The following is a 26778-nucleotide window of genomic DNA, read 5'->3' as shown; positions in this document are numbered from 1 at the left end:
GTGCAACAAATAATTCATCGTCGATATCTTCTTCTGATATCACCAAAACGACATTTCTACTAATTATGGTAGTGGCGATAATAGCATTATTGCGTTAGTGAAATCCGTTCTCTTTTGAATTTTATGCTTTAATAACAGTGTGTTATATCATTATAAGGTGTTGAAATAAGTAGATCCAGGCCATGCCGGGTTTTTTTATCAGATTAATCCTATAATGTTTTGGCTGCTTCAATTACCACCACTTACGCTGCGGTAAATATTGAATTGAAGCAAAGCTCATGTAAACTTGTTTACCGTTTGTCAAAATATGTCAGGAAGACGCTGGGCCTTATTCTGAAGGGCTCGTGCGGTAGCTATGCCTTTAAATTAGTAACACCCCGAAATTATCCTGACTATTTTAACAATAGCACCTAAGTCAAATTTCATCCCCTTATCTCCATCATCAAAATATCGCTACGGAAAAGCATATGAAAATGCGCGTACTGTTTTCACTTCTGTTTGTAATGGCGGTGGCGGGCTGTAAAGCGCCACAGAAACCGGCAATCACCGACGACACGATCGTGACCAGCCAGGTCAACGGTGTCACCCTGACCCACCGTCACGCCGTGGTGCCGCCAACGGAATTCACCCAGCTCAACGAGCCTTATCGTGCCATGTACCCGGCCTCCCTGATGAGCCGTCCTGATTTTGGCGGAAAGGTTATCCGTACGCTGGAAACCGGAAAAACCTATGTAGTGCTGGGGCAGGTTGAACACTACTGGATGGCGCTCGCCGATGAGGGGAACGACCAGCTGATTGGCTACGTCCCGATGCGCGCCGTTATCAAAGCCGACCAGTACGAAGCCACCGTCCGCAAACAGGCCATTCGTCCTAAGGTGCGTAAAAAAGCGACCTGCGTCGATGTGGATGGCAACAGCAAAGCCTGCAAAGACAGCGCTAACGGTACCTGGATCCTGAACTAAACGGCTTTCGTGGGCGTATTTTTATGAATAATAAAAAGTTTCATCGGCTGTGGTTAGTCTTTTACGCGGCGATTTTCGCCCTTGTCAGTGGTTGTACGTCGTCTTCACACAGCGATCCTTCCCGCTACAATCTGCAGTTTCAGGCTCATCCACAAATCAATGATTCTGCGCCACTTAAAGTCCGGGTGCTGTTGTTGAAATCCGATGCGGATTTCATGTCCAGCGACTTCTATTCCCTGCAGAACAACGCGTCAGCAACGCTTGGCGCGAATCTGCTGAACAGCGACGTTTTCTTCCTGATGCCGGGACAGCTGTCCAAAACCCTCAGTGGTCAGAGCGATCCTGAGGCGCGTTATATCGGCGTGATGGCGGAATATCAGAAGCTGGACGGTAAAAAATGGCGCGTTTCACTCCCGCTGCCTGTGCCAGGCGAAAATCATATCTACCAGTTCTGGAAATGGTCCGCGGATGAACTCCAGGCCAACGTTTTTCTCGACGTAAACGGCATTCGGGTCATCAGCCAGTAACGCGCTTCACAACAGGAAACACATCATCATGACCAAAGCAGAAAAGGTCGTCTGGACCGAAGGCATGTTCCTGCGTCCACACCATTTTCAGCGGACTGAAAGTTATCTGCTCAACCATGTTCGTGAGTGGGGTGCGCTGCAGCGTTCCTATCTCTGGGGCTTTCTCGACGTAGAACTGGACGAAGCGATGCTTCGCCAGGGCTGTATTGCCCTGAGCTACTGCAGCGGGTTACTGCCGGACGGCACCTTTTTCCAGGTCCGCAACGGACGCAATGGTCCCGCGCCGCTAAAAATTCCTGACAATCTCACCAACGAAAAGGTGGTGCTCGCGCTGCCGGTTCGTCGTGGCGAGCGGGAAGAGGTGATTTTCAGCGAAGAGCCCGCCTCGCTGGCCCGCTTCGTCGCGTTTGAGCAGGAGGTGGAGGACGATAACGCCATGTCGGTGGGGGATGCCACCGTCCAGTTTGGCCGCCTGCGCCTGACGCTGATGCTGGAAAAAGACCTCACGGCAGAATGGACATCCATCGGCGTGGCGTTTGTGACTGAAAAACGCAACGACAACCACGTGCGGCTGGATAACAGCTACATCCCGCCGATGCTGAACGCCAATAACAGCCCGCAGATCTACAGCATGATCAACGATCTGCACGGTTTGCTGGTGCAGCGCAGCCAGCAGATTGGCGGCCGCCTGCGTCAGCCTGGCCGCTTTAACACCTCTGAACTGATTGAATTTACGCTGCTTTCGCTCGTGAACCGTCATCTGGGCGAGGTTTCACATTTAAAAACGCTGCCGCTGCTGCACCCGGAAACGCTCTGGCGCAGCTGGCTGCCGTTTGCCACCGAGCTCACGACCTGGACGTCGCAGCGCACCACCGAGAGCGTGCTGCCGATCTACGATCACGACGATCTGGCGAACTGCTTCAGCAAGCTGATGCTGATGCTGCGCCAGGGGCTGTCGCTGGTGATGGAAGACCACGCCATTCAGCTGCCGCTTAACGAGCGCTCGCATGGCCTGAACATCGCCACCGTTCCTGAAACCAGCATGGTGCGCGAATTCGGCTTCGTGCTGGCGGTGAAAGCCAACGTGCCGGGCGAACACCTGCAAACCCACTTCCCGGCGCAGATGAAAATTGCCCCGGTCTCGAAAATTCGCGATCTGGTTCAGCTGCAGCTGCCGGGCATTATGCTGCGCGCCATGCCGGTCGCGCCGCCGCAGATCCCGTGGCATGCCGGCTACAGCTACTTCGAGCTGGAGAAGGGCAGCGAGCTGTGGCACGAGATGGATAAGTCCGGCGCATTCGCCCTGCACCTTGCAGGGGAGTTCCCGGGGCTGGATATGGAGTTTTGGGCCATCCGTAGCCCGACAGAATAATAAAGCGAGCGCTTAATATGCAGGAACGACAGGATAGCGGCAGTGATGCCGCGTTTACCGGAGCCAGTAGCAACAATCAGCTGGTGGCGGCCGCCAATCCGCTGCTCAACGCGATTCCGCAGATCCGTCATTCGGTATCACATGACGATCAGGTGGCGTTACGCCAGCGCCTGATCGATGAGATTCGCCGTTTTGAAGTCCGCTGCCAGCAGGCGGGGCTGCCCTACGAAGTGATCGTCGGGGCGCGCTACTGCCTGTGCACGGCGCTGGACGAGGCCGCCGCGCTGACTCCCTGGGGCAGCAGCGGCGTCTGGTCCAGCAATGGCCTGCTGGTGACGTTCCATAACGAAACCTGGGGCGGCGAAAAGTTCTTCCAGCTGCTGGCGCGCCTGTCGCAGAACCCGCGCGAGCATATCCTGCTGCTGGAGATGATCAACTACTGCCTGCTGCTCGGCTTCGAGGGGCGCTATCGGGTGCTGGACAATGGCCGCACCCAGCTTGAAACCATCAAGCAGCGGCTGTGGCAAATGATCCGCGGCGTGCGCGGCAGCTATCCGCCGCCGCTTTCTCCTCATCCGGAAGATCGCCCGGTGCTGCGCAAGCTCTGGCGGCCGATGGTTCCCCTGTGGGCCTGCGTGGCGCTGGCCGGGTTTATCGCCTGCCTGTTTTATATCGTGCTTAACTGGCGCCTTGGCGACAACACCAACCCGGTGCTGGCGAAGATTTATCAGTCCCAACTGCCGGAAACCACCATCCAGCAGCCGGCGCGTCAGCTGCCCGCGGTGCTTAACCTGCGCGGCTTCCTGAAGCCTGAAATTGAGGCGGGCCTGGTGGCGGTAAAAGACCAGGCAGATCGCAGCGTCGTTATCCTGAAGGGCGATGGGCTGTTTGCCTCCGCCTCGACCGTCGTGCGCGACCGCTATGAATCGGTCATCAACCGCATTGCGCAGGCGATGAACAACGTCAGCGGCAAAATTCTGGTGGTGGGCTACAGCGATAACGTGCCGATCCGCAGCGCGCGCTTTGCCTCTAACTACGAGCTCTCACTGGAACGCGCGCGCTCCGTACAGAAAATGCTGCAGGGAAGCCTCTCTCAGCCTGGCCGCGTGAAGGCGGAAGGGCGGGGCGAGATTAACCCGGTGGCGCCGAACACGACGCCGGAAAACCGCGCCCGTAACCGCCGTGTGGAAATTACTCTGCTGGTGTCGCCTGAAAACACCCAGGCCGAGCTGAACGGATTGCCGCAAGGAAACTAAGGATGCTGACTACACTTCTTTCCATTCTGACCAACCGCATTCTGTGGAGCTTCCTCGGCGTAACGGCGCTGGCGGCGGTGATCTGGATGATTGGCCCGCTGTTGTCCATCGTGGACACCCGACCGCTCGAATCCGAACAGAACCGCATCATCAGTATCGCCGTGGTCTACCTGCTGTGGGCGCAGGGCCATATTCTGCCGCGCCTTTATAACGCCTGGCTGAACCGCAAGCTGATGGACAAGCTCAACGAGAACACCACCAGCCCGGAGGCGGCGGATCCGCAGCAGCGCCTGAACAGTGAGGAGCAGATCCTCGCCAGCCGTTTTGATGAAGCCGCGCAGATGCTTAAAAAAGCGCACTTCAGCAAAGCGGGCCAGGGCGCTCAGTGGACCCAGCGCTTCAGCACGCAATATCTCTATCAACTGCCGTGGTACGTCATTATTGGCGCGCCGGGCTCCGGTAAAACTACGGCGCTGGTGAACTCCGGGCTGCAGTTCCCGCTGGCCGACCGTTTCGGTAAGACCGCGCTGCGCGGTATTGGCGGCACGCGCAACTGCGACTGGTGGTTCACCAACGAGGCCGTGCTGCTGGACACCGCGGGTCGCTATACCACCCAGGAGAGCGAGCAGGCGCAGGATGCCGGTGAGTGGCTGCAGTTCATGGGACTACTGCGCAAGTACCGTCGCCGCCAGCCGATCAACGGCGTCATCGTCACGATCAGCATTTCGGACCTGCTGACCCAGTCTGCCGAGGCGTCCCGCCAGCAGGCGGTAAATCTGCGCCAGCGTCTGTCCGAGCTGCATGAACAGCTGGGTATCCGCTTCCCGGTGTACGTGATGGTGACCAAGGCCGACCTTCTCAAAGGCTTCCGCGCCTGGTTTGCCGACTACGATAAAGCGCAGCGCGACCAGATCTGGGGCTTCACGCTGCCGTGGGAGCAGACCAAACACGCCGATTACGACCTGATGGGCAACTTCCAGCAGGAATTTTCTCTGCTGCAGCAGCGTCTTGATGCCGGGCTGCCGGAAACCATGCTCAAAGAGCATGACGCGAAAACCCGCGCCGAAGCGTATCTCTTCCCGCAGGAGTTCGCCGCGCTGCGTCCGCTGCTGGCGGACTACCTGAGCACGGTCTTTGCGCGCTCCAACTTCGAAACTGAGTTCTCCCCGCGCGGGATCTACTTCGCCAGCGGGACGCAGGAAGGCATGCCGTTTGACCGCGTAATGGGCGAACTGAACCGCGCGCTCTCCCTGCCGGAAGGGGCAGAGCGCGATAACTGGGATTCGGTCAGTAAAGAAGCCCCAATCCCGGGCGCGAAGGGCCAGAGTTTCTTCATCAAGAACCTGCTGCAAAACGTTATTTTCCAGGAAGCCGGGATCGCCGGGGAAAACCGCTGGTGGGAACTGCGCAACCGGGCGGTGATCTGGTCCGGCTACGTGGCGCTGCTGGCCCTGCTGGCGATCCTCGGCGGGCTGTGGCTCACCAGCTATGCTAAAAACAAGGCCTATCTGGAAGAGGTGGATGCGAAGGTGCCGCTGCTGGACCAGCAGAGCAAAGCGTTGCAGAACCAGCCGCAGCGTGACCTGTTCGATCTGCTGCCGTTGCTGAATGGCCTGGTGGACCTGCCGAAAAGCGACGCGTTTGATGTCAACGATCCGCCAGTCTCCCGCCGCATGGGGCTTTACCGTGGGGATGACGTCAGCGATGCTTCGCAGTCCCTGTACCAGAAGGCGCTGGATCAGCTGCTGTTGCCCGCCGTTGCTATGCACATCACCACCTGGCTGCGCAACGATAACGGCAGCGACGTGGAGTACAGCTATGAGGCGCTGAAAGCCTATCAGATGCTCTATCAGCCGAAGCACTACGACGGCAAATTCCTGCACTCCTGGGTGATGCTCAATCTGCAGCGCAACCTGCCGCAAAACGTCACGAAGGCGCAGCTGCAGCAGCTCGAATGGCATCTCACCCAGCTGCTGGAGCCGAAAATTCAGGCCTCGCCGTACGCGCAGGACGAATCCCTGGTGGCGCGTGAAAGAGCGCTGATCAACCAGCAGCCGCTTTCAACCCGCGTCTACGGTCGCCTGAAGCGCCTGCTGGAACATGACGACAACCTCAAACCGGTCTCCCTTTCCGACCTGGGCGGGCCACAGAGCGAGCTGGTGTTTTCCCGCAAAAGCGGTAAGCCGGTGAGCGAAGGGGTGCCGGGTCTTTATACGCCGGACGGTTACTGGAAAAGCTTTAACAGCCAGATTGACAGCGTAACGACCGCCCTGCATGAAGACGACGCCTGGGTGCTGGGCGCCGCGACCGCGCAGGAAGATAAACAGCAGATCGATAACGCCGTACGCCAGCTCTACATGCGCGACTTTATCGCGAACTGGGATCGCTTTCTCGCCGACATCCAGCTTAACAACAGCGCCGATCTCTCCCAGCGCATCAACACTGCGCGCCTGCTCTCTGGCGCAAACTCGCCCCTGCGCCGTCTGGTGCAGAACCTGAGCCAGGTGCTGACGCTCTCCCGGGATACCCCGGCACCGGAAGATGCCGATAAAGCGCAGGCGCAGAGCAACCGCGCCACCCGCACGCTGGAAGCGCTGTTCAGCAATAATGACAATGCTCCGACGCAGGCCGCCGCGATTACTCAGGCGCCGGAGCAGCTGGTGACGGACCACTACGCGCCGATGATTGAGCTGGCCCAGCCGCTGGAAAAGGGTGGCAAGACCATCGTCTTTGATGATTTTCTTAAGCAGGTGGACGAGCTTTATCGTTACCTGACCGCCGTGCAGGACGCCGCCAACAGCGGTATGCCGGCGCCGGGCGGCGAGGCGATCAGCCGTCTGCAGGCCAGCGCCGGTCGACTGCCGGGCGGATTGCAAACCATGTTCAGCAACATGGCGGTGGGGGCCAGCAGCGATACCCAGCGCCGCGATCTGGAAAACGTGCGTAAGCGGATCAACGTTGAAGTCGGCGGTTTCTGCCGTCAGGCAATAGCCGGTCGCTACCCGCTGGTGCGCAGCGCCAGCACTGAGGTCACCCCGGACGATCTCGCCCGCATGTTCGCGCCGGGCACCGGGCTGATGGATACCTTCTTTCGCGACAACCTGACCAGCAAAGTGGATACGACGCAGGCAAACTGGCGCTTTATGCCGGGTATCGACGGTAAAACCCTGCCGGGCAGCGAAGGGCTGCTGAGACCGTTCCAGCAGGCCCAGTCGATTCGCGACGCCTTCTTTGCTAACGGCGCAACCACGCCGTCCTTCAAGGTGACGGTTCGCACCGTGCGAATGGATAACACCATTCTGAACCTGACGCTGGATGTCGACGGCCAGCTGCTGCGTTACAGCCACGGTCCGCAGGCGGTGCAGATCATGAACTGGCCGGGGCCGGGCGGCACCAACCAGGTCCGTATGCAGCTGGGTCTGGCTAACGGCAGCACCGCGACGCTTGTGACCAACGGCTCCTGGGCGCTAAACCGCTTTTTTGACAAAGCGAGCACCAGCCCGGGCGCGGGTAGCCTGAGCCGTCAGGCCACCTTCAACGTCGACGGACATCAGGTCACGCTGGAGTTTGCGCCGAACAGCATCCGCAACCCGTTCCAGCTTCCCCGTTTTTCATGCCCATAACCGCAAGGACAGCCGTATGACGAATACCCCTGCGATGAACCGCTACAGCTGGTATGGCAAATTACCCAGCGCCGGAGATTTCCTGCAGCGTCGCTTTCCTGACACCTTACAGCGCCAGTGGTCGCACTGGTTTCAGGTTGGCCTGCTGGCCTGGCAGCAGGAAGAGCAGCGCAGCGGCGAGCGCCAGTTCACCAAAGCTCCGGTCTGGAATTTCGTCGTCCCGCCGATGCTGGGCAGCCAGATGATCCAGATGGGCTGCCTGCTGCCCGGCCGCGACAGCGTTGGCCGACAGTACCCGGTCTGCATTCAGCTGAGCTTCGCCCCGTCAGAGTGGTCGACCAGCCTGCTCAGCCAGGCGGAGAGCTGGTATCAGCAAATTGGTCGTCTGGGGCTGCACGCGGTGCGTAACAGCTTTTCCGCCTCGCAGCTGGATGAGATGCTGATGTCCATTCCGGCGCCGCAGCCCGTCGAGCCGCAGAAGCGCTCTGACATCCTCGACGTCATTGGTTACGACGAGGACGGCCAAAGCACGCTGGGCTGGCCGCAGGCGGCAGAGTGCTTTGACCCGCTGCGTCAGACCAGCTACTGGTGGACCAACCGCTGCGACGGTTACCCGCTATACACCCACGTTCACAGCGGCAACTTCACCGGCCAGCTTTTTACCCTGCTGTTCGACCCGGCAGGGGGCGCCCGCCCGGGGCGTCACGGTCTCTATCCGCCTATGTTTGAATAAGCAGGGATCTCATGAATATCGAAGAATTTCTCGCGCCAATAAGTCCCGACAAGCCCTGTGGCGACAATCTGGAATATGACGCTGACTTCCAGGCAATGAACCAGGCCAGTCAGGGCAAAGCGGAACAGCAGTTTGGCGACACCATCATCCCTGCAGAGCCTGCGGACTGGAACACGGTAGAAAAATTCGCTACCAGCCTGCTGAGCCGCACCAAAGATCTTCGCGTGATGCTGGCGTTAACCCACGCCTGGACCCGCCGTCGCGGTCTTGCGGGCTACGCGGACGGGCTGTTGCTGGTGCAGGAGGCTATCGCGCGCTACTGGGAGCCGCTCTATCCGCTGTTGGAAGAGTATGGCGAAACCGACCCGTTCTATCGCATTAACGCTCTGGCAGGGCTGAGCGATAAATCCGAGCTCACCGTCGCGGTACGTAACGCCTCGCTGCTGCGTTCAAACGGCGATGAAATTTCGCTGCGTGACGCCCAGGCGCTGCTGGACGGCAGTAAAACCGAGTGTCCGGACTATCCCGGCGGTCGCCCGAGGCTGATTGACGAACTGGCGCGCGGCGACCAGCCGGGGACCGCAGCGGTCATTGTGATTAACGAACGGCTGCTGGCCATCCGCGAGTTGCTCACCGGGCATCTCGGTGAAAGCGGCGTACCGGAAATGGAACAGCTGCTGAAAACCGTGGGGCTGGTCGCCAGCGCCTGTCAGGTGACCGACATCAGCAAGCTGCTGCCGAACCGTGAAGCGCAGGCTGAACAGCACGCTGAGCCGCAGCCTGCGGCAGCGCAGCCCGTTCAGCCGGTCACCGACTGGCGCAGCGTGCAGGTTACCAGCCGCGCCGACGCGCAGCTAATGCTGGAAAAAGCGAAGCAGTATTTCGCGCAGTACGAACCGAGCCACCCCGCGCCGCTGATGATTGAACGGGTGCAGCGGCTGTCAGAACTTAACTTTATGGACATTATTCGCGACCTGGCGCCAGACGGCGTTAACCAACTGGAAAACATCTTTGGACGCCGCGAATGACGCGTCCTGGCATTATGACGACAGGCATGGAGTCTGCCGTTTCACCTTCACCGCGCATCTTTGATGGAGAACATCATGGCAATGAGTAACAGTGGACAGAAATTCATCGCACGCAACCGTGCTCCCCGCGTGCAGATCGAATACGACGTAGAGATCTACGGTGCAGAACGCAAAATTCAGCTGCCGTTTGTGATGGGCGTTATGGCCGATCTGGTTGGCAAGCCGGTGGAAAACCTGCCAGCCGTCGACGAGCGTAAATTCCTGGAAATCGACATCGATAACTTCGATGAACGCATGAAGGCGCTGAAGCCGCGCGTGGCGTTCCAGGTAGATAACACCCTGACCGGCGAAGGTAAGCTCAACGTCGATCTGACCTTCGACAGCATGGACGACTTCCTGCCGGACGCGGTGGCCCGCAAGGTTGAGCCGCTGAACAAGCTGCTGGAGGCGCGCACGCAGCTCTCTAACCTGCTGACCTACATGGACGGCAAAAACGGTGCGGAAGAGCTGATCGCAAAAATCCTTCAGGATCCGACGCTGCTCAAATCCCTGAGCCAGTTGCCGAAAAATGACGAAAGTGCGAAAGGTAGCGAGGAATAATCAATGAGCAACCAGACTCAACAACACGATCAGCAGGCGGGTCAGGCGTTCAGCCAGGATGAGTTCAGCGCGCTGCTGAACAAAGAGTTCCGCCCGAAAACCGATCAGGCGCGTTCCGCCGTGGAGAGTGCGGTCAAGACTCTGGCGCAGCAGGCGCTGGAAAATACCGTTACCTTCTCGAACGACACCTACCGCACCATTCAGAACCTGATTGCCGGTATCGACGAGCAGCTCTCGCAGCAGGTGAACCAGATCATTCACCACGAAGAGTTTCAGAAGCTGGAGAGCGCCTGGCGCGGCCTGAGCTACCTGGTCAACAATACCGAAACTGACGAGATGCTGAAGATCCGCTTTATGAGTATCTCCAAGCAGGAGCTGGGCCGCACCCTGAAGCGCTACAAGGGCGTGGGCTGGGACCAGAGCCCGATCTTCAAAAAAATCTACGAGCAGGAGTACGGTCAGTTCGGCGGCGAGCCGTTTGGCTGCATCGTCGGCGACTATTACTTCGACCACAGCCCGCAGGACGTTGAGTTGCTGGGGGAAATGGCGCGCATTGGCTCTGCGGCGCACTGTCCGTTCATTACCGGTACCGCGCCGGGCGTGATGCAGATGGAGTCCTGGCAGGAGCTGGCTAACCCGCGCGATCTGACCAAGATCTTCCAGAACACCGAATACGCCGCCTGGCGTTCACTGCGTGAATCCGAAGACGCCCGCTATCTGGGGCTGGTGATGCCGCGCTTCCTGTCGCGTCTGCCGTACGGCATTCGCACCAACCCGGTGGACAGCTTCGATTTTGAAGAGCAGACCGACGGTGCAAACCACAACAGCTACTCGTGGGCGAACGCGGCCTATGCGATGGCCGCCAACATCAACCGTTCCTTCAAAGAGTACGGCTGGTGCACCTCGATTCGCGGCGTGGAGTCCGGCGGGGCGGTGGAAAACCTGCCGTGCCACACCTTCCCGAGCGATGACGGCGGCGTGGACATGAAGTGCCCGACCGAGATCGCCATCAGCGATCGTCGCGAAGCCGAGCTGGCGAAAAACGGCTTTATGCCGCTGGTTCACCGTAAAAACTCCGACTTTGCCGCCTTCATCGGCGCGCAGTCTCTGCAAAAACCGGCCGAGTATCACGATCCGGATGCCACCGCCAACGCGCGCCTGGCGTCTCGTCTGCCGTACCTGTTCGCCTGCTGCCGCTTTGCCCACTACCTGAAGTGCATCGTGCGCGACAAAATCGGCTCCTTCCGCGAGCGCGAAGAGATGGAGCGCTGGCTGAACGACTGGGTGATGAACTACGTCGACGGTGACCCGGCTAACTCCTCCCAGGAAACCAAGTCCCGTAAACCGCTGGCGGCTGCGGAAGTGCAGGTGCAGGAAATCGAAGACAACCCGGGCTACTACGCCGCGAAGTTCTTCCTGCGCCCGCACTACCAGCTGGAAGGTCTGACCGTTTCCCTGCGTCTGGTATCTAAGCTGCCGTCGCTGAAGACGAAAGACGCGTAAGAGCAACATCTTGCACGGGCCGGCAAGAAAGACGGCTGGAACGGTAATAATGACTTCACATTCATTCCGTTATTTCGGAGGAATGTAAGACTGTCAAATGACACGGGTCATTTGATATGAGGCAGAGGTAAAATATGGACGGTTTTATTCAGCCCCATGCTTTCCTGTTTGCCATATAAGTGCTTTTTCGAAAGCAATATTGTTCATCCACGAAGAGTAGATATTATGGCTATTGATATGTTTCTGAAGGTCGAGGGTGTTACGGGCGAATCTAAAGATTCTAACCACACCGGCTGGACTGATATTACCTCCTTCTCCTGGGGCGCTTCCCAGCCAGGTAATATGAGCGTTGGCGGTGGCGGCGGTGCCGGTAAAGTTAACTTTAACGACCTGCACGTTAACGCGCTGATCGACAAATCCACCACCGCTATCCTGAAACACTGCGCCAGCGGTAAACACCTGACTAAGGTTGAGCTGTCCGTCTGTAAAGCGGGCGGTCAGCAGGTGGAATACTCCCGCATTACGCTGGAAGATGTGCTGGTGACTTCCGTTCAGTACACCGGTGCAGACAACGGCGACACCGTGGGTGTGACCTATGCATTCCAGGCTGCGAAAGTGAAACAGCAGTACTGGGAGCAGACCACGTCGGGTGGTAAAGGTGCTGAAAGCAGCGCTGGCTGGAATATCAAAGAAAACAAAGAAGCATAATAATAGTGGGCCCGAAAGGGCTCACTTTACCCTGAGCTTCTTATCAAGGAGAAACGAGATGTCTCATATGCGTCCTGCTTTTGGTGCCGCCTGGAACAGATTCAGAGAAGTGAACGTAAATGTAGAACAGGTTGGCACATTATTGGGTGGAAAAGTTCAGCATAATATCGACGCCGGTATTTTTAAAAATGCCTGCCCAATTCGTATGAGTTACGTTTTAAATTACTGTGGCATTCCGATTCCTTCTAACAGTAAATATGCGACAGTGACCGGGAACGACAAAAAGCGCTATATGTTCCGCGTTAAAGATATGATTGCATTTCTACCCACGGTACTGGGCAATGCAGATATGTCGGTCTCTTCCCCAACGCCTGCGCAATTTGCAGGCAAGCAAGGCATTATCATTTTTACCGGGCACGGCTGGAGCGACGCAACCGGTCATGTCACACTCTGGAATGGAAATATTTGCTCTGATGATTGCCATTTCCTCGGCTCACCGGGTAATGGTTCGTTTATTCCGACCAACGCCACCTTCTGGAGCCTGAAATGAAACGTTTATTACTGCTGGTATTGGCTATCAATGCCTCTGCTGTTTATGCCCAAAATCTGCCTGCCGTCAGCGCTTTTTCTCAGCAACAAATCTTTGAAAATTGGGTGCAAAACCGTTGCATCAGTAAGATCGCGGACAGTAAAAGTCTGAAAGATGATGCAGAGGCCAGCGCGGCCGCCTGGCTGGAAGCAAGCAATCTCCCTGCTGAAAATTTTGAAAAAGCTGACCAGATCATTGTTTCTTCTCTGAAAGAGAAGATAGGCGGTACTGAACCGGGCCAATATCAGGTTTTAAAGTGCAGCTTAATCGCCAACAGCGACGCGATTCGTCCGCTCAAAACCGCAAAATAGAAGCAGTGGAAGCGGCCCCAAACGCCGCCGTTCTCGCCCCGAGAGCGGCAGCGTTTGAGCGCTAATCATACCAGCAGGAATACGCCATGCGATTCACGATTATTTCTACGAAACCCGGTCATCAGCCGCCGCAAAGCAGCTGTGATTTTTACGCCCCGGGCGGCACCATTGGGCGCGGTACGGATAACAATCTTGTATTGCCGGACAATGACCGCACCATCTCGCGTCTGCAGGCCATTGTCCACGTTGACGCTCAGGGCGAATGCCGTGTCACCAACCGTGGCAGCGTCACCCGCGTGGTATTAAACGATATTCCGCTGGAGCGCGGACGTCAGGTTGAACTGCAGGATGGCGACATTCTCGGTATTGATGACTACCGTATTGAAGTGACTGAACTGATCCACGACACGCAGCCGGTGAGCCGCATGGCGGCCAGCATGCAGCAGCAGTCACGTCCGACAGCCGCACCCGCTGCGCCCGCAGCGCAAGCGAAGCCTGCTAACCCCGCGCCACGCGGGAAGGCGGAACCGACCGCCGTGCCTTCCGAAATCTGGGACAGCCTGATGCAGGAGTTCTCCATCTCCGACAGCATCTCCAGCAACCGCGCAAAACCGCAGCCTGCGGCCTCACAGGATCCCTTCTCCCAGCCCGCCGCGCCGGAGCGTAACGCCGAAGATCCGTTGGCGATGTTCAACGACAGCGATCCAACGCTTGAGCGCAAGAACGTCGACCCGGACACCCTGTTCAGCGACGAAGCGCTGTTCAAAAAAGAGAGCATTTTTGACGACGTGACGCCTTCCACGCTGGTGCCGCCGGTTGAGGGGCAACCCGCCCCTAAAGAAGACGCGGCGGACGAGCTTGACCCGCTGGCGCTGTTCGGTGGAAAGGCCAGCGCGCCAGCCGCGCGCAATGATGACCCGCTCGGGCTGATGGGCGGAGCACCGTTAACCCACCCGGATGATATTGCAGACGAAAAGCCAGCATCAACGCCTGAACCGGAGCAGGAAGAGGACGTGCTTGCCGATTCTCCGCTGTTCGCCCCAGAGCCGCAGGAAACGCCACGTGAAGAAGAGCCGGCGCGGCCGGATTACGCAGGCTTCACCATGCCTACGCCGCAGGCCGTTGCGCGCAGCAGCGCTCAGGCACCGAAGGGGCGCCTGCGCATCGACCCGGTCAATAACGCGGCATCCCCAACCGCCAGCCCGAATAATGGCGAGAAGGGTGAAGTGCTGCAGGGCGAGCTGCTGCAGGCGTTGCTTGAAGGTATGGGCCTGAGCGAAATGCAGCCTGTTCCGCAGTTTGACCGGGAAAATATGCGTCAGTTGGGGCAGATTCTCGGCATGTTCTCGCAGGGCACCGTGGCGCTGCTCTCGTCGCGCTCCATCCTGAAACGCGGCGTAAAAGCCGATATGACCATGGTGCTGGACGATGCCAACAACCCGTTCAAGCTGTTGCCGACCGGGAAAACCGTCTTAATTCAGATGTTCGGCACCCCGATGCCGGGCTTTATGCCGCCGACCAAATCGGTGCGCGACGCGCTGATCGACCTGCAGGCGCACCAGCTGGGGATGATCTCCGGTATCCGCGCCATCATCGCCGCGATGCTGCAGTCCTTTAACCCGGAACAGCTGGAGGAGCAGGCGAAGCAGAACGGCATGACCTCGCGTCTGGCGCTGCCGGGCAGCCGCAAAGCCGCCCTGTGGGACTATTTTGTTCGTAGCTATGGCGAGACGGCGGGCGAGATTGAGGATGACTTCCACACCCTGTTCGGCGAAGCCTTCCTTCATGCGTATGACATGGAGGTGAATCAGTACAAAGACTCACAGAGCGGATCGGAAGACAAATGAATATCGCAACCGCTTCTCTCTCCCGCCAGGGGACGCGCGCCAGCAACCAGGATCAGACGGGAGAAACCATAGGGGAACGCTCAGCCTGCTTTGTCGTCTGCGACGGCATTGCGGGTCTGCCCGGTGGTGAAGTCGCCGCGGAACTGGCCCGTAACAGCATTATCTCCCGCTTCGATGGCGACAAGCACCTCAACGCACAGCATATCCGCGACTACGTGCAGACGGCGAATCGCACCATTCTGAGCGAACAGCAGGCCGTTCAGGACTATCGCCGGATGGGCACGACGCTGGTCAGCCTGTTCATTGACCGGGACTACGGGCTGGCGTACTGGGCGCATGCCGGCGACAGCCGCCTCTACCTGTTTCGCCGGGGGTGGCTGTGGCACGTCACCACGGACCACAGTCTGGTGCAGCAGATGAAGGATGCCGGGCATCAGACGGACGATCTCAACAGCAACCTGCTTTATCTGGCGCTGGGAATTGAAAACGGCGGACCGGAAGCGAGCTACAGCGACGTGGTGCAGGTTGAAGACGGCGATGCCTTTTTACTCTGCACGGACGGGTTCTGGCACGGCGTCAGCGAAGAGCAAATGAAGCAGTCGCTGCACATGGTCAATACGCCGCAGGAGTGGCTGACCTTAATGAACCAAATCATTCAAAAGAATGGCGAGCAGGAGGGGAATGCGCAGGATAACTATACCGCCCTGGCGGTATGGATGGGCAACCCTCAGGACACCACTTTGCTGCACACCCTCTCTGATGCAGCACAATTTCTTCCCTGCGGAACTGATTAGACACACAAGGAACGATATGAAACTTTGGCTATCGGGTTTGGCACTTCTGGCGGCGACCTCCACCGCGCAGGCTGAAAATTTCCGCATCGTGCAGTCTCCTGCGCAGAAGCTGGATATCTGGATCGACAACATCAAAGACAACACCCCGCAAAGCTGGTGTAAGCCTGAGGTGGCGCTGCGCATTGTGGCGAACGGCAAGAAAGACGTCTCCGTGCTGGAAAACTTTGTGCCGCGTCTTGGCTCGCTGCTGGAACACCAGTGCAGCAAAGTGAATAAACTCAGCTGGACGCTCAACGATCCCGAGGGGACGACGCTGGCGCAGGGCACGGCAGCTAAAGCGCAGGACTGGGCGCTGGTGGTGAAACAGCAGCAGGCCGCGCCTGCCGAGACCGTCACCGCAACCCCAGCCAGCGGCGCGTTACTGCCACCCGATCAGAATGTGGCTTCCCGCACCGTTGCCGCCGACCGCACGCCGTGGCAGGAGTTTACCCTGCAGGATGGCTGCCACCTGCGCACCTTCTGGGAGGGCGGCGCGTCCGCTCCGGCGCTCTTTATTCCGGATTCTGATACTACCCGCTGCGGTAACGGCAGCTGGCTGAGCGGTCACACCGTTATCTCTCAGTCCCGCAACGGCGGGCAGAAAGAGATGGCGGTGACGTACATTCACGGCTTCCCGGTGATGGGGCTGAATCAGAGCGCCGATCCGGAAAACGCGCTGATCACCTCCGTCAATAAAGAGCGCATGGTATTCAGCACGCCAGACAGCGATCAGAGCTGGATGATCCTGCCTTACGACAGCACCCTGAACAGCTGGAAGAGCAACGGCACGGTAGCGGTAGAAATTTCCCGCGAGACCGCCAGCGACGATGCAAAACTGCAGGCGCGTATTGCGGCGGTAAAGAAAACCTGGAGCGCCTGGGTTGCCCCAGGCACCCCGCTGAATATCGTTCTGATTGATACCCTGCGTCCTCAGCTGCGCGATCCGGCAGTAGGCGCCTGGCGCGCGGCGAATTAAGGAATGGCTATGAATACGCTCTATCAACACCTGGCGGGTGAAACGCTCAACGACGCGCTGGCGCGTCTTGAAGCGGAGATCAAAGCCCGTCCGGCAGATGCAGACCTCCGCGCCGCGTTCGTGCAGTTTTTAATCCTCAGCGGCAACGGGACGCGCGCGCTGACCCAGCTGAAAAGCTGGCTGGCGCTGAAGCCGCAGGCGAAACCCACCGTCACGCTGCTGGAGCAGTCCATTCAGGGCGAGCTGCAGCGCGCACAGGTGATGGCGGGGCAGGCGCGTCCGGCTATGCCTGAAACTCAGTGGCCGTGGCTGACCACCCTGGCCGCGGCGCTCCGCGAGGAGGGCGAGCGTGCCCGGTCGCTGCGCCTTGAAGCGCTTGACCAGGCGCAGGCCACTCCCGGTCACTTCACCCTCGAAAATGATGAGGTTCAGGCGTTTGACTGGCTGATGGACGGCGATGCCCGTCTCGGCCCGGTGTGCGAAACCATCGTGAACGGCCGCTATTTCTGGCTGCCGTTTAACGCTATCGCCGAGATTCGTTTCCAGGCGCCTGCCAGCGTGACCGATCTGGTCTGGCGTCACGCGCTGGTGCGCCTGACCGACGGTACGGAGCAGGTATGTCAGATCCCGGCGCGTTACCCGTTTGCTGCCGATGCGTCGGATGCGATCAAACTGGGCCGCACTACCGAGTGGCAGCCGCTCGACGAGGACGGCACCCTGTACGAAGGGATGGGCCAGAAAGCCTGGCTCAGCGAGCAAAGCGAAAGCCCGTTGCTGTCGTTAAGCCTCGTGTCGTTTGCGACGGATGGAGCCGATGAGTAATCCCGCTGGCGAAGGCGATCTGCTGCGCAGCGGCTGGCAAGCCCGCAGCAGGCAGGAGAAGGTGGGGGCGCGCGACAAAATGCAGCCTTCGCTGCTCGATCGCCTCACCGATAACGACCCGGAAAAAAAACGCGAGCCGGCCAACAGCAACCTGATCACCCACGCAGCGCTGCGTCGTAACGTATTGCGGGATCTGCAGTGGCTGTTTAACACCATCAACCACGATGCCTCCGGCGATTTAAGCGCGCTACCGCACGTGAGCCGCTCGGTGGTTAACTTCGGCGTCGCGCCGCTGGCCGGGAAGAGAATGTCGGATATCGAATGGCACGACATTCAGCGCAAGCTCACCGAGGCCATCATCAATTTTGAACCGCGCATTTTGCCGCAGGGGCTGCAGGTCCGCTGCGTGTCGGATACCTCCTCGCTGGATCTGCACAACGTGCTCTCCATCGAGATTAAAGGGCGCTTATGGTGTGTGCCGTACCCGCTGGAGTTTCTGTTTCGCACCGATGTCGATCTGGAAAACGGCCATTTTGAACTGAAAGATGCGGGGTAATCATGGAAAGTAAACTGCTCGAATATTACAACCGTGAGCTGGCCTACCTGCGCGAAATGGGGGCCGAGTTTGCCGAACGCTATCCGAAGGTCGCCGGGCGGTTGGGCATGCGCGGCATCGAAGTGGCGGACCCGTACACCGAACGCCTGATGGAAGGGTTTGCGTTTCTGACCTCCCGCGTGCAGATGAAAATGGATGCGGAGTTTCCGCGCTTCTCCCAGCGTCTGCTGGAGATGATCGCGCCGAACTACCTCGCGCCCACCCCTTCCATGGCGATTGCGGAAATTGAGCCCGACAGCAGCCGCGGCGATCTGAGCAACGGCTTTATTGTGCCTCGCGGCACCATGATGGACAGCCTGGCGCTGAAAAAAACCGGCGTAACCTGCAGCTATACCACCGCGCACGAGGTCAATCTGCTGCCGCTGAAAATCGACAAAGTGGAGCTCGGCGGCGTGCCCGCTGACCTGCCGCTGGCGCAGCTCGGCTTAAGCCAGCGGGGGATCAACAGCGCCTTGCGGATCCGCATTGCCTGCGACGGCCCGCAAAACCTTGGGCACCTGAATTTTGACCGGCTGGAGTTTTTCCTTAGCGGCCCGGACATTGAGGCGCTGAAGCTGCTGGAGCTGGTGATGGAGCACCACGCCGGGATCGTCTGCCAGACGGTCAGCCCGCAGCCGCAGCGACAGCTGCTGGCAACGGATGCGCTGCGTCAGGAGGGCTTTGCGCCGGACCAGGCGCTCCTCCCGGACGATCTGCGCAACTTTGACGGCTACCGTCTGCTGCAGGAGTATTTTGCGTTTCCGGCCCGCTTCCGCTTTATCAGCCTGAGCGGTCTGAGCACGCTTATCCAGCGCTGCGAAAACGAAAAAGCCTTCGATATCTTCATTCTGCTGGATAAGTCGGATGAACAGCTGGAGCGCGTGGTCGACGCCAGCCATCTGGCGCTGCACTGCACGCCGGTCATCAACCTGTTCCCGAAAGTGGCGGCCCGGCAGAAGCTGAATGAAGGCCAGCATGAATACCATCTGGTGGTCGATAACATCCGTCCGCTGGACTACGAAATTTATGCGGTAAATAAAATTTTTGGCAGCGCCGACGGCCAGCGCGACGACCAGACGTTTCGTCCATTCTGGAGTACCTGGAGCGGCGACGCGGGCAACTACGGGGCCTATTTTTCCCTGCGCCGGGAACAGCGCGTGCTCTCCGAACACGCCCTGCGTTACGGCACCCGTACCGGCTATATCGGCTCGGAGGTCTTTGTCTCGCTGGTGGATGAACAGCATGCCCCGTGGCAGGAAAACCTGCGCTACATCTCTGCCGAGGTGCTCTGTACCAGCCGCGACCTGCCGCTGATGCTCCAGCAGGAGCTCGGGCAGTTCATTATGGCCGACTCCATGCCGGTGAAGGGGTTAACCCTGCGCAAAGGCCCGACGCCGCCGCGTCCGGCGCTGGCGGAAGGGTTCAGCACCTGGCGGCTCATCAGCCAGCTGCAGATGAACTACCTCAGCCTGATGGACAGCGAAAATGAAGAGGGGGCAGCGGCGCTGCGCCAGCTGTTAGGTCTGTACGCCAACCTGGCCGAAACGCCGGTTGCGCGTCAGGTGGAGGGGGTTCGCCACTGCGTGCTGGAGCCGGTACACCGCCGCGTGCCTGAACCCGGCCCGGTCGTTTTCGCCCGCGGAATTGGCATCACCCTGACGGTGGACGAGCGAGCCTTTTCCGGCGCCAGCCCGTGGCTTTTCGGCAGCGTGATGGAGCGCCTTTTTGCCCGTCTGGTCTCCATCAACAGCTTCACCGAGTTCACCCTGAAGAGTCAGCAGCGCGGCGAGATAGGCTACTGGGCGCCGCGCATGGGTAAAAGGGCGCTGGTATGAGTGACGCTGCCACCGCACCGCTGCGCGTGCATCGCCTGACGAAGCTGCCGGATACGTTCTGGCACGGGGTCCGCGAGACGCCCTGGCGCTACGATCTGTTTCAGCTGTTAAGGCGCATTGATGCCCAGGGCGGCGAGCGCTACCCGCTGGGCCGCGCGCCGCTGCCGAAATTTGAGCCGCTGCGCATTGGCCAGCAGCCCTCAATGAGCTTTGCGCCGTCGACGCTGGCCCAGGTGCGACAGCGTGAGGAAAGCGGGCTGCATGAGGTGTCGATCCTCAGCTTTGGCCTGTTTGGCCCGAACGGCCCGCTGCCGGTGCATATGACCGAGTACGCCCGCGAGCGGATTCATCATCACCAGGACACCAGCCTCAGCGCGTTTGCCGATCTGTTCCATCATCGTCTGGCGCTGCTGTTTTACCGCGCCTGGGCGGATGCGCAGCCTGCCGTTTCCCTCGATCGCGCCGACAATAAGCGCTTTGAGGGCTACCTGGCGTCGCTGATCGGCATGGGACAGCCGGGTCAGATGAACAAGGGCAGCCTGAGCGCCCATGCCCGCTTTGCCCACGCCGGGCACCTGACCCGCCACGGGCGGGATCCAGAAGGGCTGGAGAAGATCCTGCGCAGCTATTTTAAAGCGCCGGTTAAGCTGGTGAGCAACGTGCCGCAGTGGATGCCGCTCTCCACCCGCGAGCAGGCGCAGCTGGGAGCAGGACGCCGCATGCCGCGCATGGGGGAATCCGCTTTTCTCGGCGTCGCCGTCCGCGACGTGCAGCATAAGTTTCGTATCGAGATTGGCCCGCTGAGCGCGGAGGAGTACAACCGCTTTCTGCCGGGCGAAGCGTGGGTCACCGAGCTGCGCGACTGGGTGCGCCAGTACGCGGGAATTGAGTTTGAATGGGAAACACGGGTGATCCTGCGTGAAGACGCGGTGCAGGGCACCACGCTCGGCAGCGATGGGCGATTAGGCTTTAACACCTGGCTGGGGCATCAGCCGCAGCCTGTCCCGCGTGGCGATCTGGTGTATCGCGCAGAGCGATAAATTTTTCTAACGCATTGTTATCAACGGAACCGAACATGTCAGAAATTAGCCGTGCCGTGCTTTTCGGCAAACTGGATACGCTGTTATTTACCTCTCTGGAAAGCGCGACTGCCTTCTGCAAGCTGCGCGGCAACCCCTACGTTGAGCTGGTGCACTGGCTGCATCAGCTGATGCAGCAGCAGGATGGCGATCTGCAGCAGGTCATCCGCCATTTTGCCCTCGACGAACAGCAGCTAACGCGCGATATCGTGGCGGCGCTGGACGCTCTGCCGCGCGGCGCAAGTTCCGTTTCCGATCTCTCCGAACATATCGACAGCGCCGTGGAGCGCGCCTGGGTCTTCGGCTCGCTGAAGTTTGGCGTCAGCCGCATTCGCGGCGGCCATTTGCTGATTGGCATCCTCAAGACCTGGAATCTGGCCAACGTGCTGAAAAGCATCTCGGCGCAGTTCACCCGCCTTAACGTCGAAGTGCTGATCGAGCAGTTCGACGCCATCTGTGGCAACAGTAAAGAGACGCAGCAGGCCGCTGCCGCCGTCGATGCACCGGCGGGTGCGGTCCCGGCGGCTCAGGGTACGCTGGCCCAGTACGGCCAGGACCTGACCGCCCGCGCCCGCGACGGGAAGATTGACCCGGTTGTCGGGCGCGACGAGGAGATCCGCCAGATGGTGGATATCCTGATGCGCCGCCGCCAGAACAACCCGCTGCTGACCGGGGAGGCCGGGGTCGGCAAAACCGCAGTCGTTGAAGGGCTGGCGCTGCGTATCGCCGACGGCGACGTGCCGGAGCCGCTGCAAAATATTCAGCTGTGGCTGCTGGATATCGGCATGCTGCAGGCAGGCGCGGGCATGAAAGGTGAGTTTGAAGCCCGTCTGCAGGCGCTCATTAATGAAGTCCAGTCCAGCGCCACGCCGATTATTCTGTTTATCGATGAGATCCACACTCTGATTGGTGCAGGCGGCCAGCAGGGAACCGGCGATGCGGCGAACCTGCTGAAGCCGGCCCTGGCGCGCGGTCAGCTACGCACCATCGGTGCCACAACCTGGGCGGAATACAAAAAGTACATTGAGAAAGACCCGGCGCTGACCCGTCGTTTCCAGACCGTACAGGTTCACGAGCCGGACGAAGCGAAAGCCATTCTGATGCTGCGCAGCACCGTGGCGCCGCTGGAGACGCACCACCAGGTCCTGCTGCTCGACGAAGCGGTCAGCGCGGCGGTGAAGCTGTCCCATCGCTATATCCCGGCGCGTCAGCTGCCGGACAAAGCCGTTGCGCTGCTCGACACCGCCTGCGCCCGCGTGGCCGTCAGCCAGAGCGCGCCCCCTGCGCAGCTGGAAGACTGCCTGCGCCATCTTGCCGCGCTGGACGTGGAAATTGAAATTGCTGAACGCGAAGCGCGCGTCGGCGCCGGTGAGGCCGACCGCGTAACGGCATTAATCACAGAGCGCGACGCGTATGAAACAAAACGCGAAGCCCTGTCCCGGCGCTGGGAAGAAGAGCGCGGCCTGGTGCAGGAGATTATCCGCCTGCGCGCCGCGCTGTTTGCGGCGGGCGAGGAAGAGACCGCCGAGCTGCGCAGCCAGCTGGCGGAGCAGCAGCAGGCGCTGAACGCCTTACAGGGTGACGAGCCGCTGCTGTTTGCGGCGGTAGATGAAAACGTGGTCGCCGCAGTCGTCTCTGACTGGACCGGGATCCCGCTGGGCCGGATGGTGAAAAACGAGATCGACGCGGTGCTGAACCTTGCCGATACGCTGAACCAGCGCGTTATCGGCCAGCGTCACGGGCTGGATCTCATTGCCCGCCGCGTGAAAACCTCGCGGGCGAAGCTCGACGATCCGAACAAACCGGTGGGCGTCTTTATGCTGTGCGGCCCGTCCGGCGTCGGGAAAACCGAAACCGCGCTGGCGCTGGCGGAATCTCTGTACGGCGGCGAGCAGAACGTCATCACCATCAACATGAGCGAGTTCCAGGAAGCGCACACCGTTTCCACCTTAAAAGGTGCGCCTCCGGGATACGTAGGGTATGGTGAAGGCGGCGTGTTAACCGAGGCCGTGCGCCGTCGCCCTTACAGCGTGGTGCTGCTGGACGAAATTGAAAAAGCGCACCCGGACGTCCATGAGATCTTCTTCCAGGTCTTCGACAAAGGCTGGATGGAGGACGGCGAGGGGCGCCACATTGATTTCCGTAACACCATTATCATTCTGACGTCCAACGTGGGTACCGAGCTGATAAGCGCCATGTGCGCCGATCCGGAGCTGATGCCGGAGCCTGACGCGTTAAGTGGCGCGCTGCGCCAGCCGCTGCTGGAAGTATTCCCGCCGGCGCTGCTGGGCCGCCTGCTGGTGGTGCCGTACTACCCGCTCAGCGACGAGATGCTCGGGCAGATTGTGCGCCTGCAGCTCAAGCGCATTCAGCGTCGTCTGGAAGAGAATCACAGCATTATTTCTGAGTTTGACGACAGCGTGGTGGAACAGATTGTTCAGCGCTGCACCGAGGTGGAGTCCGGGGGCCGCATGGTGGATGCTATTCTGACTAACACCCTGCTGCCTCAGATGAGCCAGATCTTACTTACCGCCAGCCGCAGCGACGAGCAGTTCCGACGCCTGCATGTCACCTGCGAGCAGGGCGAGTTTCACTGTCAGTTTGCCGCGTAATAATCATCAAGAGAACTGTAAAAGATGACGGATAATGATAACAATCGGACTGTCCCAAACGCGCTCCCGGTCGGGTACCGCTTCAACGAGTTTGAAATCAAAGAGGTGATCGGCGGCGGCGGTTTTGGCATTGTCTATCGCGCGTGGGATCACCAGCTCGAACGCACTATCGCTATCAAAGAATTTATGCCTTCCTCGCTCGCCGTGCGCGGCGACGACATGACCCTGGTGCTGCGCAGCGAGCGCTTTGGCAAAGCATTTTCCGCGGGCCTGAACAGCTTTATTCAGGAAGCGCGTCTGCTGGCGCGTTTTAACCACCCGAACCTGCTGCACGTCCTGCGTTTCTGGGTGCAAAACGACACGGCTTACATGGGGACGCTGTTTTATAGCGGCACCACGCTTTCACGCCTGCGCGAAGAAAAACCGGAGCTGATCAACGAGGCCTGGATCCGCCGCACGCTGCCGATGCTGTTCGGCGCGATCAAGACCATCCACGACGAAGGCTATCTGCACCGTGATATCTCTCTGGATAATATTCAGATCCAGGATAACGGCCTGCCGGTGCTGCTCGATTTCGGCTCCGCGCGCCGCACCATCGGTAACCTTTCCGACGAAACGGAAACCATGCTGCGCCCCGGCTTTGCGCCGATTGAGCAGTACACCGACGACAACGAGAGCGAGCAGGGGCCGTGGACGGATATTTACGCCCTCGGCGCGGTGCTGCGTACCCTGATTGTGGGTTCTCCGCCGCCGGTCAGCGTGGTGCGCTCCATCCAGGACACCTGTAAGCCGCTGGTGGAAATCATGCCGCAGGGCTACTCCATCCCGCTGCTGCAGGCCATCGACCGCGCGCTGGCGCTGCACATGGAGGACCGTCCGCAGTCTATCGACGAATTCGCGGCGCTGATTGAGATGCCGGTCGCCGGGATCAACGACGTGCTCACCGCCAAAAAGACCGGCACCATGCTGGTTCCGGTTGAGGAAGAGAAGCCAGCTTCGGTGCTCGACTGGCGTCGCTATAAGATCCCGGGCATGGTTGCCGCGGGCGTGCTGGTGGGCGTTGTCGCCGGGGCGATGCTGTTCAGCGGTGGGAATGATGCGCCTGAGCAGGCTGCCCAGGCTCCGTCAGAGACGCGTCCGACAGAAACTGCCGCGAACGCGCCAGAGGTGAAGCCAGAAACGGCGACGGTGAGCGAGCCAGCGACGGCGCAACAGACGCCACCACCTGCCGACGCCAGCCCGGTCGCGCTGGTTTATATCCGTATCCAGGACGGTGAAACGCTGAAAGTGAACGGCGAACCAAAAGCGCTGCGTCCGGCGACCAACGGCTATGCCTCGCTCAAGCTGCCAGCCGGAGAGGCGAAGATTGAACTGCAGGGCAACGGGAGAACGCGCAGCCAGACGCTGGATATCAGCAAGCCGGGCACCTGGCTGGTGAATCCTTAGTAATGCACGATCTTCAAGGCCAGAGACTTATTCCAAAGGTGTTCGAAGAGCGTCTCTCCTCTTTATGTACAAAATCGCTTTAGGATTGAAAGCTCAGTTGGCTTAGTAGCGGTGGTCTTAATTGACCACCGTCAGTGAAAAACGACAGGCCCTTTTGTCTCCGACCCCGGAGAGTTAGCTGAAGCGAAGATGCGGAATTCCATTTTTGTCAGTGTTAATTACGTGTATATACAAAATGTCGCTCATTTAAAGAGTAAATCAGGGTATTTCTGGGGAAGTATGGATCTTCTCGCAATTTTAATTTATTGCGCGAATTCAGTACGCCACAACAGAATCCCATTTCTTTCTGACGCAAAAGCATTTAGTGCTTCGTTGAATTATTTTGCAGGTGATGGTTTCAGCATTTTGGTCATGCTTTTTTTTGTGCTTGACTTACTTTTACTACTCTCTTTGTTTGCTTCGGCCTGGTTATTCTTCAAACGAAAGAACGGCGCAGTCAAATTTGCTCTTGCTCAGGAATTATTTCGTTTGATTTCATTCAGATGTTCAGTCTCATTTTTCCCTCTTTTAGTAAGCGTGTTTGGAATTTCAAACGTCTGGTTGAATGTAGGGTTATTTGTCACATCAGAGTCACTGAAAATCTACTCTCTTGTTTTTTGGATGAACGAGCGGGAAAAGCCCCTTTCTTGAATGATGCTTTATCAGAGATGCGACCCGCTTTTTTGCATCGCATAAGCTAAATGGAATAAAGATTATGCTCAACCGAATTACCGTTCAGCTCCCGGTGGAGGGGCTTCTGTTCTGGAAACTGACGGGCCGCGAGGCGATGTCCGAGTCGTTCGCGCTGACGCTGACCGTACTCGGCACGGACGCGCGCATTGACCGCAGTAAGCTGCTGGGCCAGCCGGTCACGGTGACCATCCCGACGCAGAGCCTGCTGACGTCCCGCTATATTAACGGCAAGATTACCCGCGTGGCGGTGAGCGCCGTTGAGCTGACGGGCACCCGCTATGCGGTGTACCAGCTGACGGTGGAGCCGGACCTGTGGCCGATGAAGCGCGACCGCAACCTGCGTATTTTCCAGGGGCAGACGGTGCCGCAGATTGTCAAAACCTTACTGGGCGAACATCAGGTTAACGTTGAGGATAAGCTCACCGGCAGCTACCGGGTCTGGGACTACTGCGTGCAGTATCAGGAGTCGAGCCTGGACTTCATCAGCCGCCTGATGGAGCTGGAGGGGATTGCGTATCACTTCCGCCATGGGGCGGACAAGCACACCCTGGTGCTCACCGACGCCGCCACGCAGCATCAGCCGTTCAGCGGCTACGAGGTCATTCCTTACCACCAGACGCCGTCCGGCGGCAGTACGGATGAAGAGGGCATCAGCCAGTGGGCGCTGGAGGACAGCGTGACGCCGGGGATTTACAGCCTCGACGACTATGACTTCCGCAAGCCGAACGCGTGGCTGTTCCAGGCCCAGCAGAACCCGGCGTCGCCGAAGCCGGGCAGCATCGACGTGTA

Annotated in this window: 23 protein-coding genes; all 23 read left to right on the top strand. The window is 59.1% G+C overall.

Translation table 11 applies throughout. The features are described 5' to 3' along the window. Positions 1-467: 467 nt before the first annotated feature. Entirely contained in the window at positions 468-962 is a 495-nt protein-coding gene (locus tag A6013_RS10095; RefSeq protein ID WP_028013496.1) for a hypothetical protein, read from the top strand. A gap of 23 nt (positions 963-985) precedes the next feature. Then, a complete protein-coding gene (gene tssJ, locus A6013_RS10090) occupies positions 986-1489 on the top strand; it encodes a type VI secretion system lipoprotein TssJ (RefSeq protein ID WP_028013495.1) in 504 nt (167 codons plus the stop codon). Positions 1490-1517: 28 nt separating this feature from the next. After that, the gene (gene tssK, locus A6013_RS10085) at positions 1518-2861 is read left to right on the top strand and encodes a type VI secretion system baseplate subunit TssK (RefSeq protein WP_041909533.1); all 1344 of its coding nucleotides are present in this window, start codon (positions 1518-1520) and stop codon (positions 2859-2861) included. 17 nt (positions 2862-2878) lie between these two features. Further along, positions 2879-4117 (top strand): DotU family type VI secretion system protein, encoded by a 1239-nt coding sequence (locus A6013_RS10080; RefSeq protein ID WP_069733004.1) that lies wholly within the window; start codon positions 2879-2881, stop codon positions 4115-4117. A gap of 2 nt (positions 4118-4119) precedes the next feature. Next, complete coding sequence (tssM, locus tag A6013_RS10075; RefSeq protein ID WP_045260278.1) at positions 4120-7740, top strand: type VI secretion system membrane subunit TssM; 3621 nt, start codon at positions 4120-4122, stop codon at positions 7738-7740. Positions 7741-7756: 16 nt separating this feature from the next. Then, a complete protein-coding gene (gene tagF, locus A6013_RS10070; protein WP_028013492.1) occupies positions 7757-8473 on the top strand; it encodes a type VI secretion system-associated protein TagF in 717 nt (238 codons plus the stop codon). Between the two features lie 11 nt (positions 8474-8484). Further along, positions 8485-9501, top strand: coding sequence for a type VI secretion system protein TssA (gene tssA / locus A6013_RS10065; RefSeq protein ID WP_048956570.1), 1017 nt, complete (start codon positions 8485-8487; stop codon positions 9499-9501). Between the two features lie 75 nt (positions 9502-9576). Then, the gene (gene tssB / locus A6013_RS10060) at positions 9577-10101 is read left to right on the top strand and encodes a type VI secretion system contractile sheath small subunit (RefSeq protein ID WP_008502644.1); all 525 of its coding nucleotides are present in this window, start codon (positions 9577-9579) and stop codon (positions 10099-10101) included. Positions 10102-10104: 3 nt separating this feature from the next. Beyond that, positions 10105-11604, top strand: coding sequence for a type VI secretion system contractile sheath large subunit (tssC, locus tag A6013_RS10055; RefSeq protein WP_006810956.1), 1500 nt, complete (start codon positions 10105-10107; stop codon positions 11602-11604). Positions 11605-11829: 225 nt separating this feature from the next. After that, positions 11830-12312, top strand: a complete 483-nt coding sequence (locus A6013_RS10050; RefSeq protein WP_008502640.1) for a type VI secretion system tube protein Hcp — start codon at positions 11830-11832, stop codon at positions 12310-12312. A 58-nt stretch (positions 12313-12370) separates the two neighbouring features. Continuing rightward, complete coding sequence (locus A6013_RS10045; RefSeq protein ID WP_069733003.1) at positions 12371-12862, top strand: type VI secretion system amidase effector protein Tae4; 492 nt, start codon at positions 12371-12373, stop codon at positions 12860-12862. Further along, entirely contained in the window at positions 12859-13212 is a 354-nt protein-coding gene (locus A6013_RS10040) for a T6SS amidase immunity protein Tai4 family protein (RefSeq protein ID WP_048960690.1), read from the top strand. The genes A6013_RS10045 and A6013_RS10040 overlap by 4 nt, the downstream gene beginning before the upstream one ends. 86 nt (positions 13213-13298) lie before the next feature. After that, positions 13299-15059 (top strand): type VI secretion system-associated FHA domain protein TagH, encoded by a 1761-nt coding sequence (gene tagH / locus A6013_RS10035; RefSeq protein ID WP_069733002.1) that lies wholly within the window; start codon positions 13299-13301, stop codon positions 15057-15059. Beyond that, positions 15056-15853 carry a PP2C family serine/threonine-protein phosphatase gene (locus A6013_RS10030; protein WP_023336024.1) on the top strand — a complete coding sequence of 266 codons (798 nt, stop codon included), beginning with the start codon at positions 15056-15058 and terminating at the stop codon, positions 15851-15853. The genes tagH and A6013_RS10030 overlap by 4 nt, the downstream gene beginning before the upstream one ends. A 16-nt stretch (positions 15854-15869) precedes the next feature. Next, positions 15870-16868 (top strand): hypothetical protein, encoded by a 999-nt coding sequence (locus A6013_RS10025; RefSeq protein ID WP_063437358.1) that lies wholly within the window; start codon positions 15870-15872, stop codon positions 16866-16868. A 9-nt stretch (positions 16869-16877) separates the two neighbouring features. Then, positions 16878-17690 (top strand): type VI secretion system accessory protein TagJ, encoded by an 813-nt coding sequence (locus A6013_RS10020; protein ID WP_069733001.1) that lies wholly within the window; start codon positions 16878-16880, stop codon positions 17688-17690. Continuing rightward, entirely contained in the window at positions 17683-18246 is a 564-nt protein-coding gene (gene tssE / locus A6013_RS10015) for a type VI secretion system baseplate subunit TssE (RefSeq protein ID WP_028013485.1), read from the top strand. Before A6013_RS10020 ends, tssE begins: the two co-directional genes overlap by 8 nt. Positions 18247-18248: 2 nt before the next feature. Next, on the top strand, positions 18249-20120 hold the full coding sequence (tssF, locus tag A6013_RS10010; RefSeq protein ID WP_045260272.1) for a type VI secretion system baseplate subunit TssF: 1872 nt from the start codon (positions 18249-18251) through the stop codon (positions 20118-20120). Continuing rightward, positions 20117-21160, top strand: coding sequence for a type VI secretion system baseplate subunit TssG (gene tssG / locus A6013_RS10005; RefSeq protein ID WP_069733000.1), 1044 nt, complete (start codon positions 20117-20119; stop codon positions 21158-21160). Before tssF ends, tssG begins: the two co-directional genes overlap by 4 nt. A gap of 35 nt (positions 21161-21195) precedes the next feature. After that, on the top strand, positions 21196-23811 hold the full coding sequence (gene tssH / locus A6013_RS10000; protein WP_069732999.1) for a type VI secretion system ATPase TssH: 2616 nt from the start codon (positions 21196-21198) through the stop codon (positions 23809-23811). Positions 23812-23835: 24 nt separating this feature from the next. Next, positions 23836-25257, top strand: a complete 1422-nt coding sequence (locus A6013_RS09995; RefSeq protein WP_069732998.1) for a serine/threonine-protein kinase — start codon at positions 23836-23838, stop codon at positions 25255-25257. 279 nt (positions 25258-25536) lie between these two features. After that, positions 25537-25947 (top strand): hypothetical protein, encoded by a 411-nt coding sequence (locus A6013_RS09990; protein WP_223824753.1) that lies wholly within the window; start codon positions 25537-25539, stop codon positions 25945-25947. A 64-nt stretch (positions 25948-26011) separates the two neighbouring features. Beyond that, positions 26012-26778: type VI secretion system Vgr family protein (locus A6013_RS09985; RefSeq protein WP_139128223.1), on the top strand; the 767-nt coding region annotated here is incomplete at its 3' end.

This window comes from Enterobacter sp. IF2SW-B1, assembly GCF_001743375.1.
Taxonomy (GTDB): Bacteria; Pseudomonadota; Gammaproteobacteria; order Enterobacterales; family Enterobacteriaceae; genus Enterobacter; species Enterobacter bugandensis.
This window is presented reverse-complemented; position numbering and strand designations above follow the sequence as displayed.